11 protein-coding genes are annotated in these 16,204 nt (G+C 59.1%); all 11 read right to left on the bottom strand.

Features of this window, described 5'->3' with window-relative positions; translation table 11 throughout:
- Positions 1-24: 24 nt before the first annotated feature.
- On the bottom strand, positions 25-1,413 hold the full coding sequence (gene fleR, locus ACE04F_RS21540; RefSeq protein WP_486109838.1) for a sigma-54-dependent response regulator transcription factor FleR: 1,389 nt from the start codon (positions 1,411-1,413) through the stop codon (positions 25-27).
- 4 nt (positions 1,414-1,417) lie between these two features.
- Positions 1,418-2,626 (bottom strand): sensor histidine kinase, encoded by a 1,209-nt coding sequence (locus ACE04F_RS21535; RefSeq protein WP_486109837.1) that lies wholly within the window; start codon positions 2,624-2,626, stop codon positions 1,418-1,420.
- Between the two features lie 110 nt (positions 2,627-2,736).
- A complete protein-coding gene (locus tag ACE04F_RS21530; protein ID WP_486109836.1) occupies positions 2,737-4,212 on the bottom strand; it encodes a sigma-54 dependent transcriptional regulator in 1,476 nt (491 codons plus the stop codon).
- Between the two features lie 176 nt (positions 4,213-4,388).
- Positions 4,389-4,685, bottom strand: a complete 297-nt coding sequence (gene fliT, locus ACE04F_RS21525; RefSeq protein WP_486109835.1) for a flagellar protein FliT — start codon at positions 4,683-4,685, stop codon at positions 4,389-4,391.
- A gap of 11 nt (positions 4,686-4,696) precedes the next feature.
- Positions 4,697-5,092, bottom strand: a complete 396-nt coding sequence (fliS, locus tag ACE04F_RS21520) for a flagellar export chaperone FliS (RefSeq protein ID WP_486109834.1) — start codon at positions 5,090-5,092, stop codon at positions 4,697-4,699.
- A 132-nt stretch (positions 5,093-5,224) separates the two neighbouring features.
- Positions 5,225-6,664, bottom strand: a complete 1,440-nt coding sequence (gene fliD, locus ACE04F_RS21515) for a flagellar filament capping protein FliD (protein WP_486109841.1) — start codon at positions 6,662-6,664, stop codon at positions 5,225-5,227.
- Positions 6,665-6,747: 83 nt separating this feature from the next.
- Positions 6,748-7,113 carry a flagellar protein FlaG gene (locus ACE04F_RS21510; protein ID WP_486109833.1) on the bottom strand — a complete coding sequence of 122 codons (366 nt, stop codon included), beginning with the start codon at positions 7,111-7,113 and terminating at the stop codon, positions 6,748-6,750.
- Positions 7,114-7,185: 72 nt separating this feature from the next.
- Complete coding sequence (locus ACE04F_RS21505; RefSeq protein ID WP_486109832.1) at positions 7,186-8,034, bottom strand: flagellin domain-containing protein; 849 nt, start codon at positions 8,032-8,034, stop codon at positions 7,186-7,188.
- Positions 8,035-8,311: 277 nt separating this feature from the next.
- A complete protein-coding gene (locus ACE04F_RS21500) occupies positions 8,312-9,238 on the bottom strand; it encodes a ketoacyl-ACP synthase III (protein ID WP_486109831.1) in 927 nt (308 codons plus the stop codon).
- A 330-nt stretch (positions 9,239-9,568) separates the two neighbouring features.
- On the bottom strand, positions 9,569-12,475 hold the full coding sequence (locus tag ACE04F_RS21495) for a TIGR00180 family glycosyltransferase (protein WP_486109830.1): 2,907 nt from the start codon (positions 12,473-12,475) through the stop codon (positions 9,569-9,571).
- A gap of 64 nt (positions 12,476-12,539) precedes the next feature.
- On the bottom strand, positions 12,540-16,121 hold the full coding sequence (locus tag ACE04F_RS21490; protein ID WP_486109829.1) for a glycosyltransferase: 3,582 nt from the start codon (positions 16,119-16,121) through the stop codon (positions 12,540-12,542).
- Between the last annotated feature and the right edge of the window lie 83 nt (positions 16,122-16,204).

Below are 16,204 nucleotides of genomic sequence, written 5' to 3'. Positions count from 1 at the left end.
CCCACACAGGGTTTGTTTAATGGTTTAACTGGCGAAGAGGTAGGCCTCTACATCCATTCCGGCATCCCGCATCTGCGCCAGTTTGTAGCGCAGGGTCCGCGGGCTGATACCGAGGCGTTCAGCCGCCTCCTTGCGTCGGCCGCGTTCGGCGCGCAGGGTGTCGATGATCATCTGGAATTCGCGGCGTCGCAGGTCATCCTCCAGGGCGCCAGCGGCCTCCCCCATCACTTCTCCCGCGGGAATCTGCGCCGGAGCGGACTGCAACGCCGGCAAAGGCGCGCAGGCCACCGGGCCGGCCAGGCAGAAATCCTCCGGCTGGATCAAGCCGCCCTGCTGCAGGATCAGCGCCCGCTGGATAGCGTTGTCCAGTTCTCGGACATTGCCCGGCCAGGGATAGGCGATCAGGCAGGCCCGCGCCTCGGCGGACAACCGTGCCGCCGCGTGCTTCATTTTATTGACGTGCTTGGCCAGCAGACGCTCGGCCAGCGGCAGGATATCGGCGGTGCGCTCGCGAAGTGGACGCCAGGCCAGCGGAAAAACCGACAGTCGGTAGAAAAGGTCTTCACGAAAGCGCCCCGCCGCCACTTCTCCGGCCAGGTCGCGGTTGGTCGTCGCCACCACACGAATGTCCAGGCTGATGGGCTTGCGACCGCCGACCCGCTCCACTTCGCGCTCCTGCAAGACGCGCAGGAGCTTGGCTTGCAGGCCCAGCGGCATCTCGGAAATTTCATCCAGCAGAATGGTGCCGCCATCGGCCTGCTCGAATTTGCCAGGCTGGGCCGCGATGGCGCCGGTGAACGAACCTTTCTCGTGGCCGAACAGTGTCGCCTCGAGCATGTTGTCGGGAATCGCCGCGCAGTTGATGGCAATGAACGGTTCGCCAGCGCGCCGGGATTGCTGATGGATATAGCGGGCCAAGACTTCCTTGCCCGTGCCGGACTCGCCGGAAATCAATACAGTGGAGTCGCTGCGAGCCACCCGCGCGGCAAGTTCCAGCAATTGCGCGCTGGCCGGCTCGATGGCTACCGGCCCCTCCCCCTCGACAGCCGGGCTGCCCAAGGCATGGCGAGCCACCAGATCCAACAGGGCCTTGGGCTCGAACGGCTTGACCAGATAATCCGCCGCCCCTTGGCGCATGGCATCCACTGCCCGCTCGACGGCGCCGTGGGCGGTCATCAGCAAAACTGGCAGTTGCGGCTGGCGTGCGCGCAGCAGGCCGAGCAATTGATGGCCGTCCATGCCTGGCATGTTGACGTCGCTGACCACCAGGCTGAACGGCTCACGAGCGACCGCTAGCAAGGCCTCTTCCGCCGAACCGACAGCGGCATAGTCATGCCCGGCCAACAGCAGCGTATCGGCGAGCGCTTCACGCAACGCGCGATCGTCTTCAACCAGCAAAACCTTCGTCGCCATTTGCTTACTCTACCCCTTGCGCACAGGCAAACAGCGGCAAGCACACCGTCGCGCACGTGCCGCGCCCCAGCTGCGAGCGCAGCTGCAATTCGCCCTGATGCGCACGCGCCACCGCCTTGACCACGGTCAGGCCCAGGCCGGTGCCGGTGGTCTTGGTGGTAAAAAATGGTTCGCCCAGCCGCGCCAGCACGGACGGCTCAATGCCGCTGCCGTTGTCGCTGACACACAGGCGCAAGGTGGTGCCGCGGGTGTACAGATGGACCTTCAGGCGGACATCAGCGCCGCTGGCCTGGATCGCGTTTTCAATCAGATTTAATACCGCGCCCACCAACGTGTCACGGTTGCACAGCACCTCGCCCACGTGACTGTCGCACTGCCAGCGGATCGACACTCCCTGCACATGGGTCAGTGCTGCGGCCTGCAAAGACTGCAGCAGCATCTTGGGCGCGACGCGGTCGGTCAGCGGCAACTCGCCACGGGCGAACACCAGCATGTCGCGCACCTGATGTTCCAGCTCATGCAAGCGCTCCTTCAAGCGGCCGGCAAAGCGCTGCTGGGTCTCCATCGGCAGTTGCTGTTCGGTCAGATGGCTGGCGTACAGCAACGCGGCAGACAGCGGCGTACGGATTTGATGGGCCAGCGACGCGACCATCCGCCCAAGGGAAGACAGACGCTCGTGGCGGGCCAACTGGTCTTGCAAGTGACGGGTTTCAGTCAGGTCGTTGAGGAGCACCAACTGTCCGGGCTCGGCGTCCAGTGAACGGGTCGAAATGGACAACCGCCGACCATCCTTCAGGGAAACTTCATGGCCGTCGTCATCGCGGGGAGCGAAGCAGCGGGCGATGACGTGCCGCCAGAGTTGCCCTTCCAGAGGGCGGCCGAGCAGCTCGCACGCCGCCGGGTTGGCTTCGCGCACGTAGCCGTGGGCATCGATGACAATGACGCCGCCAGGCAGGAGATCCAGCAGGTTTTGCAGCCGGTTGGCCAGGCGCTCTTTTTCCGCCAGCTCCTGCATGCGCTGGGCACTGACCACCGCCAGCTCACCCTTGAGCTCGGTAACCCGTGCTTCAAGCAGGCTATAGGAGTCGGTCAGCTGGGTGGACATCTGGCTGAACAGCGAAAACGCCTGTTCAAGTCCAAGCCGGCTAGCCTGCTCGGCGGACGACATATGCCCCGACTCGGGGACAGAAGACATCAGGGCGGCTTGGGTCATCGTGCTCTCTCGCTTGGCTGACCGTCAGTTAAACGGAACGTTGCGAGGGCTGTAGCAATACCCGTGCCGAAAAAAAACCGCCTGAAAATCAGGCGGTTGGAAAACAGGCGTCAATCATCCGCCTGTTCATCTCCTTCGCGACGGCTCATGCCGTACTTACGCATCTTTTCCACCAGAGTGGTTCGGCGAATGCGCAAGCGCTCTGCCGCGCGGGCGACGATGCCGTTGGCGTCGTCCAGAGCCTGCTGGATAAGCCCCTGTTCCAGGCCACCCAGGTAATCCTTGAGGTCCAATCCTTCCGGCGGCAGCAAGGCATTGGAGGTGAAATCCGGCGTATGGCCGTTGATCGCCACCCGCTCCTCCAGGTCGCTGCGCAGGCTATCGACCATTTGCTCGTCTTCGTCATCGACGTAACGGAATTTCTTCGGCAGCTCGTTCACCCCGATCACACCGTAGGGGTGCATGATCGCCATGCGCTCCACCAGGTTGGCCAGCTCGCGGACGTTGCCCGGCCAGCCGTGGCGGCACAGAGACATGATTGCCGCCGAGTTGAAGCGGATCGAACCACGCTTCTCATGCTCCATGCGCGAGATCAGCTCGTTCATCAACAGCGGAATGTCTTCGACCCGCTCACGCAGCGGCGCCATTTCGATCGGGAACACATTGAGACGATAATAAAGGTCTTCACGGAAGCTACCGACCTCAATCATGGTCTCAAGGTTCTTGTGGGTTGCGGCGATGATCCGCACGTCGACGCTCTGGGTCTTGTTGCTGCCCACGCGCTCGAAGGTGCGCTCCTGCAAGACGCGCAGCAGCTTGACCTGCATCGGCAACGGCATGTCGCCAATTTCATCGAGGAACAGCGTGCCGCCGTTGGCCAACTCGAAACGCCCGGCGCGGCTGGTGATAGCGCCAGTGAAGGCGCCCTTCTCATGGCCGAACAATTCGCTTTCGAGCAACTCGGCGGGGATCGCCCCGCAGTTGACCGGCACGAATGGCGCTTCGCGGCGCTTGGAATGGTAATGCAGGTTGCGCGCGACCACTTCCTTGCCGGTACCGGATTCACCCAGGATCAGCACGCTGGCGTCGGTATCAGCCACCTGCTGCATCATCTGGCGCACGTGCTGGATGGCACGGCTGGTGCCGACGAGACTGCGGAAAAGATTGGGTTCGCGATGCCGGCCACGCTCACGCGCCTGGTCGTACATTTCGCGATAAACCTGGGCACGGTGCAGCGAATCGAGCAATTTGCTGTAGCTCGGCGGCATTTCCAGGGTGGAAAGTACCCGGCGGCGCTGGTCTTCCGGCAGGTCGAGGGAAGAATTTTCGCCCATTAGCAAAACTGGAAGGAACTCATCCCAGGTCGAGAGTGTCTTTAGCAAGCCCAAAAGCGACGCGGGAGCATTTACCGTCCCGATCAGGACGCAAATGACTTCACGACTGGACGACAAAGAGCCGACAGCCTGCTGCCAATCATGGCTACCGCAGGGTAAATTTTCTTCGCCAAGAAAATTCAGGATCACCGCCAGGTCGCGGCGGCGGACGCTATCGTCATCGATCAGGAGAATTTTGGTTTCACGCCACATGCAATAGCAACTTCCCTAGTCAACTCAATGCCCGGATTTGGGGGCAAGCTAGACGCTTGCAGACTTGTCATGCCTGTAGACGTCTGAAATCTGTAAACAGCCACTAGTTAAGTCAAAAAATCGTGCACAGTCAAATTTATGGCGCACTTTGTTCGGATTAATCTGAAAATAAAAATTCAGCCGAACAAGTGATAAACCTTCGCCGCATTTTGTGCCTGCTGAATCTGCGACATTTCGCTCACGATTGCCTGACGCTCGCCCGTTGCTGCTTCCAGCAACTGGCGATAGACCCCCAGCAGTTCTTCCAGATTATTACGCAACGCCGCCTCGTCCACCTCGGATTCGCTCAACACGTCTTCCATGCAGGAACGGCATGCCAGGTCCAACTGACCAATGGCTTCCCAATTACGTTCAGCCAAGGCGCCAATCAGGGCATCACGGGTTTGTTCGATTCGCTGCAGGACAAGACTCATAAGAGCGCTCCTTAGAATTGCGGACCAGGCGTGGCGATGGCATCCCAGCCTTCCTTGACCGTGCGAAGCAGATCGGCGACTTCGTCGAGGATCTTCGGATCGGTCTTTACGTTGGCTTCGGCCAGGCGTTTCATCATGTACGTGTACAGCGCATCCAGCTCGGCAACCGACTCGGCCTGGTTTTCCAGGTCGAGGCCTTCACGCAAGCCACCGACGATGCCGATGGCCTTGCCGATCAATATGCCTTTGCTGGCAATGTCCTTGCGCTCCATCGCACCTTTGGCTTGGGCTATGCGGTCCAGGCCGCCTTCCATGAGCATTTGCACAAGACGATGGGGACCTGCTTCGGAGGTTTGCGCCTGAGCACCAATTTTTTGGTATTGGCGAAGGGCTAACATCGGATTCATGTTCTACCTCATCAAAAAACATCAGTTCGTATAAACAGCGTATCGACGCCGCGTCAAAAAACTTTAGATCGAAAAAGCCGAAAGCCCGGGAGCGCCTTGCGACGCTTCCGGGCTTTTTCGTGTCAGCTGAAATCAGCTGTTTCGCTGCTGCGCGTTCATCGCTTCGAACATGGAGGTGATGTTGTTGGCGGTGGCTTTGAGCTTGCCAACCAGGGTATCCATGTCGTTGTACTTCTTGGTCAACACTGCGGTCAGATTCGCAACCCGACGATCCAGGGCTTCCTGATCGTTCTTCAGGCGCGTCTGGGTCCTGTTCAACGCCGTGGTCCGCTGATCAAGGACACCGCCAGGCTGACTGAACGGCAGGATCGCTTTTTCCATGCGCTCCAGCAAGCCGTCAGGTCCGGTGAACATCGTCTCGACCTCACCACTGAGCTTTTTGTCAGTCATTGCTGCGGTGAATTTGGTCCCATCGAAGTTCAACGCACCGGTCTTCTGATCGGTTGTAACACCCAATTGGGCCAGCACCGTAAGCTTGTCGCCAGCGCCTGTTTCAGACAAAGGACCACGCATCGCCGCCAGGAGCGAGCGAGGCAATGCGTCACCGGTCAACTTGGCCGGCACCGTCGGGTTACCATCATTATCGAGCGACGGCTTGGTCAGCGCGGTGATGCTGTTGGCCACCGCGTTATAGGCGTCGACGAATTTCTGGATCGAGGCTTTCAGGCCGTCATTGTTCGGCGCCACGGTAACGGTAGAAATTGCCTCCGTCCCTCCAGTCCCTCCCGCTACCAGGTTCAAGGTCAAGCCGGAGATCGCCTGGTCGACCTTGTTGCTTTTGCTAGTCAGTTCCATGCCATCGACGGAAAACTTGGCATCGACCGCCACGGCACCGATGGCCCCCGCTGAAATGGCCGTCATCGGGCTTCCAGGGGTACCCACGACATTGGTCCCATCGATCTCCAACCCGGCAATGCCGCTGACCGAAATGTCGGAGCCGGCGCCGGTGGTACTGGACCCCAGCACCAGGCGAGAACCGAAGGAGTCGGTCACGATGTTGGCACTGATACCCGCAGCCTTGAGCGAAGAGTCAGCGTTGATCGAATCACGAACCGATTGCAGGGTCGAGCCGTCCGGCACCGCAAGGGTACGATCGACGCCGTTCTGCTTGATGGTCATGGTGCCAGAGGGAATAGCGCTGGTAGTACCGCCGGCAAAGGCTGCACTCGCGACCTTGGACGAAGTGGCGATATTTCCGACTTTGATCGTATACGTGCCGGCTACCGCCGAGTTGGTGGCGGTGGCAGTTACGAAGTTCGTAGCAGAAGAAGTCGCGGCAAAACCGGAAAACGCCGGATTGGTCCTGCTCGACAGCTCCGTCATCGCAGTCCTGAAGGCGGCCAGCAAGGACTTCAGGCTTCCAATCCCGGAGATGTTATTGCTCGTGGTCGTCGTCGCACGGGTGATCTGGCCTTGCTTGGCCGCTTTGTCAGAATCCACCAGCGCCTTGACGATTGCACCAGTATCCAGGCCTGAGCCTAGACCCAGTCCCGGAAGAATTGGACTTGCCATGGTGATACTCCCTTCAGTGTGTCGCCGGCCTTTTGGCCAATACAACGCCCAAAAGAATAGAGCAACAAAATTCGTGCCAGCTGTCAGGCTTCTGCGCTGAACAACAAGCTGTTTGCATCATTTAAACTGTGGGCCAGTTTCAGAACTTCTTCGTTCGGGATCTGACGAATCACTTCACCGGAACCACTGGCTATCACTTTGACGATTACCTTGCCAGAAGGCTCATCAATAGAGAACTCCAGATTACGCTTGACCGACTGGACGAACTTCTCGACTTCCTGCACGGCCTTCTTCAGCTTGTCCTGCTCAGCGGCAGCGTCTTTCGGAGTTTCCTTGACAGGTGTCAAGGTAGCCACGTCAGCCTGAGGCTTCTCCACTGGCTTGTCGACCACTGTAGGCGCCGGCTTCGCCGCTGGATAAGACAAGTTCAGCTTCACGCTCATATCCATGTCCATCACCTCTTGAACGGAAAAAGCGAGAGAGCACGCAAGCGCACTCCCCCGCTAAAACTCATCCGGCTATTACTGAAGCAGCTTCAGTACAGCGGATGGCAGTTGGTTGGCCTGGGCCAGAACCGAAGTAGACGCTTGCTGCAGAGTCTGCTGCTTGGTCAGTTGTGCAGTTTCAGCAGCGAAGTCGGTATCTTGTACGCGACCCAGTGCAGCACTGGCGTTTTCGTTGATGTTCTGCAGGTTGGAGATGGTGCTGGAGAAGCGGTTTTGTGCAGCACCGAGGTCGGCACGAGCACTGTTGATGGTGTCGATTGCGCTGGTGATCGCGTCCATTGCAGCCGAGAACGCGGTTTCAGCAGCAACGCTGTCGGAACCAAGGATGGTGATTGCCGAACCAACACCCAGGCTCGTAGCGTCGAAGCTGGCGCTCAGGGTCAGGGAGATCTGGTTGTCAGTACCGGTGTTCGAGCCGACCTGGAAGGTCATGGTGCTAGCGGTACCGTCGAGCAGGTTCTTGCCGTTCAGGTTGGTGCTGTTGGCGATACGGGTCAGTTCGTCGCTCATCTGCGAGAACTCTTTGTTCAGAGCAACACGGTCATCTGCGCTGTTGCTGTCGTTACGGGACTGGATGGCCAGTTCACGCATACGTTGCAGAATGTTGGTCTGCTCTTGCATCGCGCCTTCAGCGGTCTGCGCCATGGAGATACCGTCGTTGGCGTTTTTGATCGCCATGGTCTGACCGCGGATTTGCGAGGTCATACGGGTAGCGATCTGCAGGCCGGCGGCGTCGTCTTTGGCGCTGTTGATTTTCAGGCCGGAAGACAGGCGAGTCATCGAAGTGGACAGAGCGTCGGAAGCACGGTTGAGGTTCTTCTGAACGTTCAGCGAAGTGGTGTTGGTGTTTACTGTTAAAGCCATGACGAATTCCTCGTTGGTTGGGTACTGCGGCTTCCGGCCCTTGGCAACCGCCGGGGTGTGGCCTAGAGAACCTTCGTAATAGTTATCGTCGGCTTGGGAACTTGCTTGAGGGCTTTTTTCAAAATATTTGCTAGCAGACTGCCACCCCTTGAGAAACAAGGGCTTAGCGGCTGGCAAAGGCCCGAAAAATGGCGTCAAGAAACCGCAGGACAGAGTCACGGGCAAAAAAATAGCGCTTCAGGCGAACCAGAAGCGCTATTGGAAGAACATCAACGGATCAGTCGCGATAGAGAATCGCCGAGCCCCATGACAGGCCGACACCGAAACCGCTGATCGCAACGCGCTTCCAGTCAGCATCCAGGACGTGCTTCTCCAGCAACAACGGAATGCTCGACGACACGGTATTGCCGGTCTCGACCATGTCCTTGATGAATTTCTCAGGCTCGCCCTCGAAACGCCGCGCCACGGCATCGACAATCGCCGCACTGCCCTGATGGATGCAGAATGCGTCGATGTCGCTGGCTTGCAGCGCGGATTCGTTCAGCAGCTCATGTAAATGCGCCGGCACCTTCAGCAAGGCAAAGTTGAACACCTGGCGACCGTTCATGAAAAACACCCCGTCGCTGACCTTCAGGTGCGGCGCGCCGGAACCGTCGGTGCCGAACTTGGCCTTGCCCAACTGCCAACTGGCGCCTTCGGCCATCCAGGTGGCCGTGGCGGCATCGCCGAACAGCATGGTGGTGTTGCGATCTTCCGGGTCGACGATTTTCGAATACGGGTCGGCTGTAACCAACAGTCCGTTCTTCAGCCCCGCGGCCTCCATGAAGCCTTTCAGGGCGTAGATGCCGTAGACGTAGCCCGAGCAACCCAACGAGATATCGAACGCCGCCACATGAGTCGGCAGCCCAAGCTTGTCCTGCACGATGGCAGCGGTGTGCGGCAGCCCCTCTTCATCACCGTTCTGGGTGACGACGATCAGCGCGTCGATTGATTCGCGCGAAAGCTGCGGGTTGCTGGCGAACAATGCATTCACAGCTTCGACACACAGGTCCGAGGTCTCCTGGTCAGCGTCTTTGCGCGGCAGGAACGCCGAACCGATCTTGCCAAGGATGAATTCCTCATCCTTCTCGAATTTGGCACCCTGAGCGTAGTTATCCACACCAGCGGTCGGCACATAACTCGCTATGCTTTTTATGCCAATCATCATGGCTTCCCGATCATGTACTGCGACTAGGTTCACCCCCGAAAGCTCAGGGGCGCTTCAAAAATGGTTGATTTCCAAGGGCGGACGCCTTGTCCGGCGAACGAACAGGCCTCCACTCCGGGGAATACAATACAGTGAAGATGCACTTTATGACCTATGCGTCACGCCGTTTTGTCCTGAAGAAGCATTTTTTCATGACAAACGCAGCCGCGTCACTCCCGCAATGGTGCGCGACGGCGGCAGGAAATCTTCGGGGATGGCAGTGCACTTCGGCGAAGGCGCCGACAGGTTTTACCTGCCGGCGCGGCTGGGGAACTTCGCAAGGCAGGGTTACGCGGCAGGTTCGTCCAACAAGTCGGTCCACGGTACGTTGCGCACCGGGCCCAAGGCGAAACCGGCGCCGTCCAATGCCAGGTTGCCGTTGTAGAAACGATCCTGGGCAAACGCCTCGGACCACTTCTCACGCAGCGCCGCGAGAGTCTCTGGCGTACTCGCCAGCACACCGGGCTGAATAACCAGCACGTGTGGCGTCCATACCGTCAGGTAGCCGGCTTGGCCGACCCTGAGGCACAAGTCGACATCACCCAGGGCCTCGCCGAACAGACCGCTGTCTACGCCGTCGGCAGCCTCGAACAATTGCTTGGAAATCATCAGACAGGCAAACGAAACTGCCGCACAGTTCTGCTCGACCACCAGCCTGTTCATATAACCCCTGGCGTGCTTCGGCTCGCCGACGAAGGCTGAACCCACTGCGTCATTCAAGCCCAGGATCAGGCCGGCCTGGGTAATACTTCCGTCGCGCTCGATCAGTCTGGGACCGACCACGCCGACTTCCGGACGCAATGCCTGATTGAGTAACGATTCGATCCAGTTGACGTTGACCATTTCGCTGTCAGCCGCCAGGGTAACCAGGTAGTCGCCCTTGGCCTCCTGACTGGTAGCGTTGATCAGCGACCCCGTCGCGACGCCCGCTTCGATATCCAGCAAACGAACGCGACTGGCCTGGTGCCCCTGGCCGTCGAGCCAGGTGCGTAGTACAGAATGGTTTGCGGCCTCGATGGGCACCAGCACTTCGTAACGCTGATATCGGGTGCGCTGCAGTACGCTGAGCAGGCAACGTTGTAGCGCCGTCAGATCGCTGATGCCATGGACGATAATCGACACCATGGGGCGCTCGGCAAAGCGGTAATCGATTTTATGCGTACCCGGCACCACCGCGTTCACATCGGCTTGATAACCGCGAACCGCCAGGTGACGCAGCAATGTCTTGCGCTCATCGGCATTGTCTTCCAACGGCGGCGCCTGGCAAACCAACAGAGGCTCATCCAGGTGGGCAAGCCCCTCCAGGCCGTCCTGCTCAATCAGACGCAACAGCAGGTCGAACTCCATTGCGTTCTTGAATTCACGCGAGTAACCGCCGAGCTTCACCAGTGTCTCGCGACGGACCAGCCAATGACGGGCCATCAACGCCGGGTAGTTTTGCAGCAGGTCAAGGTTGAACCCAGGCCGGAAGATATCGGCCAGCGTCCCATCAGGCTGGCGCTGAAACTCATCCATCGCCACAGCCTGGCATTGTGGAGCCGCCAGCAGTTCAACACCCGCGCGAAACAGGCCGCTGGGTGTCAATTCATCACCAGCCTCGGCCATGACCATCCAATCGCAATCGCTCTGGCTGACCACCTGATTGATTTTGTCGACGTAATTGCTTTCGTTGACCTTGACGAAATGCAGGACGCTCTGCGGCGTGGTCTCGGCCGGCAGGTCCCCGGTGGTGAACACGACAATCTTGAACGCCCGGCAATAGCCATTGATCACGCTGTCGAACGTTGCCTGCATCTTGAAGATGTCGGCGTCCAGGTCGAGGATCAAGATGCCAAACGTAGGACCACCGTTACGGGCAGCCAGGTACTTCGAGACTTTGCGCGCTTCACTGGCGCTCGGTTCACGGGCCGCGAGCCAGCGCAGCAACTGGCCGGAGCGCGTGGTGTCGAATAACCTTGCAGGATTTTCAAAGCCCGCCGCCTTGAGCCGTTGTTCCCAGGCCTGGAGCATTTGCACGTAGCGCGTGTCGCCCTTGGCCTGCATGAGCCCGAGCAGTTGGCTAACCAGATCCTGATTGAAGGCGTAACTCAGGAAAGCCCTCGCAAGCTGTTCATCGAGCGGCTCGGCGCTGGTATTGCGCTGGGGCCGAGTCAGCTCTTTCTGCTTGAGCATGACGGCCTCCAGCTCCTTCAATTGCACCTGCCCGCTTGGCGCCGCATGAAGCAGGAATTCCAGCGCGGTGAGCACCTCAAAAAAAGCCTGGTTGTAGAAGGGCAACTCAACGTATTGCGTCGGTTCGAAACGCCGAACCGGTTCGCCACGCCGCGAATCCCAGGTCGACTCGAACAGTTTTCCGGCCTGCGGCACCGAACGCTCGTCCAGCTTCTTGACAATGGCCTTGGTCTGTTCCCACACCGTGGCATCCGTGCCGAAGGCACTGGCCAACGCCGTGGCCAGGCGATCCTGTTCAGCGACCGCTTGCAAGTCCACGGAGCCAGGCGCCACAGTAAACGAGCCCTGCGGCTTCGCCACGCGGCTTCGCTCATGCACACCATAGGGGATGTCCAGCAAGCGGACTCGTGTAGCGGCCATCAATCCATAGGAATGGCCGACCTCGTGCAGCCGGGAATCAAAACCGGCGGGCAACCAAGCGTGACCGCGCCGTAGGGTTTCAGTACGGGTGACGGCATTTACCAATGACAGGCAATTTTCGGCAAACACGGCCAGCCGGGCTTCGCCCGATTCGCCGGAATAATCTTCACAACCCTTGCGATCAAGCAGGTAATAGTCGATACGGTCGGCATGGGCCTCGAACGCCAGGCTGTAGCCTTGGCAGGCACCGTATTCGGCGTGTGCTTCGAGGAAACTCACCGCTTGTTCGAGCGCTTGGGGCAGCAGGAAACTCTCGGCATCGGCAATCGCCAGGTAAGGCGTCGCGACTCGCTCGACGGCGCAGCGAACCTTGTCGCCATAACCAGTGGTCGTGGGCGCATGCAAATATTGCACTCCGGGGAACGCTGCCGAGGTGTCCGCAGCGATCTGGCTCGATGAGTCGATCACCAGCACCGCGAACGCACTGTCGCGGTAATGGCGCAACGCCCGCCGCAGGGCAGTCGACTGGTCATGAGCGAGCAGCACCAGGGTAAACCGTTCATTCAATGGCGCAGTCGATCCTGTTGGGACATTGCTTTGCATATTGATTCCTTAACAAGTGGATGGCCGCATCAGCGACACCGGGAGTTTCGCGGTTGAAAACTCGTCAATCCGGTAGCCAACCATTGGCCCAGTACTGCAGGTTATCGCCACGCAAGATAAAGTCGCGCAGCACCACTTCACGTAATTCGTCGCCCATCCGGTAGCTGGCAATCGGGTCCGCCAGGTGCATACGGATTGCTTCCAGCCATTCTTCGGTGCTGTTGGTTAGCACCCGGGTGCAAGGCAGGTGTCCCCGGTAAGCTTCGGTGTCCGAACAAATGACCGGATAACCGCACGCGCCGTATTCCAGCAGACGAAGGTTGCTTTTGCAGTCGTTGAAAATGTGAAACTCCAACGGCGCCAAGGCCAGGTCGAGATTCAGGCTGGCTAGCTTCGCCGGATACGTTGCCAGGCTCACACCCGGATGAAACTCGTGGACATAGGGTTTGAGCAAATCGGGGCACATGCCAAAGAAAACCCATTCGACTTCATCAGCCAGTTCTCGAACGACATCGGCGATCAGTTCCAGGTCGCCGCGGTGGCTGGTGCCGCCGCCCCAACCGATACGCGGCTTGCTGGAGATCGCACGCTGACTCCGGAGCTGGTTCCACAGACCGGCCGCGAGCATGTTCGGCACCACGCGGATATCGTGATGCATACTGGACAAGACGTCCGCCAGCGGATGGGTCGACACCACGACCCGATCACACAGGGCAATTCCTCGGCGCAGCATGTCCTCGAGGTTGTCTGGCATATTACGGCTGTGCTCGTTTTTCTCCGGGATCCTGGCCACGTAGTCATCCAGCTCATAAATACGCATGGCCTTGGAGTAATTCTTGACCTGGCTGATGTCTTTGAATTTACCGATGTTATAACGGCCTTGAAGCACGACCACATCCGGTGATTGACGCTCGATGTCGATGATCGAAGGCATGTCGTAGGCAACACGTCCCACGACTCTACCCGCCGCTTCCAATTCAAACAGCGGTTGGCTGACCCGGTAATGCCCCACCGCCGAGGTGTTGAGCGCCAGCCCCAGGATCGAAGGTACGTTGCGGGTGATCAACGGATTCCATCCGGCGCGTGGGCCGGGTTCCAGACTGAAGCTTTTCCCGGCCAGGGTCAGGTTGCGGTTGTAGGCAGGATCGTTGGCGATCGTCGGCAACCAGCGCTGATAGAACGCCTCTTGTTCATGCTCCAGGCGCTGCTTCCATGAAGGATCACGACTCACTTCCACGCCGGACGCCAGCACGACATCGCTGTAAGGCGTAGTGACGATCAGGTAACCATTTTTCCCGACCTGCTGGCACAACTCCAGAGAGTTGATGCCCTGTGTTGTGATCGTCTCGTCAAACCCGCCCACCTCCTCCAGCACCTGCTTGCGCAGCAACAGACAATGATCGCCGACGGCGCTCCAGTTCTGCACAACCTGCAAGCGTTGCATGTAGCCGCCAGAGGTAGCCGGTTCGTTGACGAAGGCCCTGCCCGCCAAGCCACCCAATCCCAAGATCAAGCCGGAGTCGATGACCCGGCCTTGCAAGTTGAGTGTGCGCGGGCCGACGATGCCGACTTCAGGACGCTGCCCATGATTGAGCAGTTCGTCCAGCCAGCTGGCTTCGAACACGATGCATTTAGGGTTGAGCAACAACAAATACTCGCCGCGGGCCTGCTGGGCGGCAAAGTTACGGATCGCGGCTTCGCTGCTGCTTTCGGGGCGCACGAATATTCGCAACTTTTCACTGCCCAGTTCGGCCATCGCCTGCAGCCAACGCTGCAATTCGGCGTTTTCACTGGCGTTATCGACAATGATAATTTCATAGTGCGGATACGCTGTCGTACTGAGCAGACTGTTGACGCAACGCTCCAGCGCACTCAGGTCATCCTTGACGCTGATGACGATCGACACCAGTGGACGTTCGGGAAAGAGGTATTCAATACGCGGAATCAAAGCAAGCTGCGCCGCCGGGAGAAGCCGGTGCGGCACGCCGATACGCTGCAGATGAGCGCTGACCAGCCGGGCGTTTTGCTCGATGACTTGCGGAAGCGACAGCCACTGGGCAAACGCAAACGTCGACTCGACCTGGACTTCGGGAATGTGACCAATGGCCTGCGGCCCGTCCGTTTCCACCAGTCGCCAGATCAAGTCATGGGGCGCCAATTCTCCCAGGCTTTGATCGAATCCACCCGAGGCCAGGAATCGCGCACGCTCGAACGCCAGCGTCCGCCCGACATAGGGATAACCGCGCATCAGGTCGAGGTTGAAGTCGGGCTTGAAGATTGGCTCCGCCGACTTGTCATCCACCAGCGCGCCTTCATCGCTGTAGATACAGGTAGCACCCGGCGAGCTGACAATCCGGTCGGCCATGATTAACAACGCTGCCTCGGTCAAGCGGTCGCCGGCACGCAGCAGGTAGAACCAGTCGGCGCCGTCCAGTTGAGGTAACAAGCCGTTGAGCTGCTGCGCCCAGTCCGCTTGCAGGCCAAGGCGCAGGACATGGTTGTCCACGGCCTGGCGCCCATTGGACAGCAGCAGCACCGATTCGCAGGCATAGGCTTGGGCAGCGATACTCTGCAGGGTAATACCCAACGCGTAAGGATCATTCTGCTCGTCGAGGATGACCGGGACGATCCTCGGACGATAGGCCCAGCGCGCGATCTGCCGGGACAAGACTTGCAGGCGCAATGGGCTGAATTGCCGACACTCCAACCACTGGACATAGAGGTCCGCATAGCTTTCGATGTCGGTGCCGACTTGCGAGCTGATGACGCCCTGCCGCGTTGCAATCACCGAGTAGACGTTGATTTCTTCCCATTCGGGTGCCCCTGGCTCCCTGGGCTGCCCCAGCGGCTGGTAACGCACCCAGCCACTGGCTGGCGCCGGCTCGCCACTGCGCTGGGCAAGCATTTCCTTGAGCCAAGTGAGCTCCACTGTAGCCATCTCAAGCATCTTGGCCTGACGCGCCAGGCGCTCCGGATGCAAGCGCTGACCGCTTCCCTCGGCGTACAGTTGGACCAGGTTTCCTCGACGCAACAGGCAGATGAACAAGGCAAAATCAAGGACCGCCTCGAAACCTTCACCGGACCGTGCCAACGCAGGCAGCAAAGCCTCGACATCGGTGCGGCGCATCAATGCGCCACTTAAACCGCCAAGAATATTGCGCCCGGTTTTTTCAAAATACGCCAACATGTCGCTGCCGTTGAGCAGCGCATCGAACTGCGTGATGCCGGAGTTTTCAACCCGAATCGGCAAGGCGTAATTGTCTGCATCGATCAGGTGATGCTTGTTGATCACCAACGATACTTGCGGATGCTCCTGCAGGATGGCGGCCTGCTGACTGACGCAGGACGCGAGCAACTGATCATCATCGCAGAGAAACTTGATGTACTCGCCGCGGGATTCTTCAAGACAGCGCAACAGGTTCTGCTGGAAACCCAGCCGGGTCGGGTTGCGCACGTAACGCACCGCCACATTGGAGCTCGCGCGAAGCTCCTGGACAATCTGCTCGATTCCATCGCTGCGGCAATCGTCGCAGATGACAATTTCAAGGTTTTCGTAGGTCTGCTCGAGCGCGCTTTGCAAGGCGAGGCGGAAAAAGCGTGGGTGGTACGCGGGGATGGCAATGCTGACAAGAGGAGCTAGTTTCACACGCTTGGCTCTCAACCGGTGGGCGCCAACTCAGGCGAGAGCAGGACGTCCTGAATCGTATAAATGAACGGGTCAGGGACCGC

The sequence above is a fragment of the Pseudomonas sp. AGC41 genome (assembly GCF_057334555.1).
This window is presented reverse-complemented; position numbering and strand designations above follow the sequence as displayed.

What these genes read in the sequence shown, in the direction of transcription:
- fleR (WP_486109838.1), bottom strand. Translation starts at nt 1,413, where the DNA reads ATGGCGACGAAGGTTTTGCTGGTTGAAGACGATCGCGCGTTGCGTGAA.
- ACE04F_RS21535 (WP_486109837.1), bottom strand. Translation starts at nt 2,626, where the DNA reads ATGACCCAAGCCGCCCTGATGTCTTCTGTCCCCGAGTCGGGGCATATG.
- ACE04F_RS21530 (WP_486109836.1), bottom strand. Translation starts at nt 4,212, where the DNA reads ATGTGGCGTGAAACCAAAATTCTCCTGATCGATGACGATAGCGTCCGC.
- fliT (WP_486109835.1), bottom strand. Translation starts at nt 4,685, where the DNA reads ATGAGTCTTGTCCTGCAGCGAATCGAACAAACCCGTGATGCCCTGATT.
- fliS (WP_486109834.1), bottom strand. Translation starts at nt 5,092, where the DNA reads ATGAATCCGATGTTAGCCCTTCGCCAATACCAAAAAATTGGTGCTCAG.
- fliD (WP_486109841.1), bottom strand. Translation starts at nt 6,664, where the DNA reads ATGGCAAGTCCAATTCTTCCGGGACTGGGTCTAGGCTCAGGCCTGGAT.
- ACE04F_RS21510 (WP_486109833.1), bottom strand. Translation starts at nt 7,113, where the DNA reads ATGGATATGAGCGTGAAGCTGAACTTGTCTTATCCAGCGGCGAAGCCG.
- ACE04F_RS21505 (WP_486109832.1), bottom strand. Translation starts at nt 8,034, where the DNA reads ATGGCTTTAACAGTAAACACCAACACCACTTCGCTGAACGTTCAGAAG.
- ACE04F_RS21500 (WP_486109831.1), bottom strand. Translation starts at nt 9,238, where the DNA reads ATGATTGGCATAAAAAGCATAGCGAGTTATGTGCCGACCGCTGGTGTG.
- ACE04F_RS21495 (WP_486109830.1), bottom strand. Translation starts at nt 12,475, where the DNA reads ATGCAAAGCAATGTCCCAACAGGATCGACTGCGCCATTGAATGAACGG.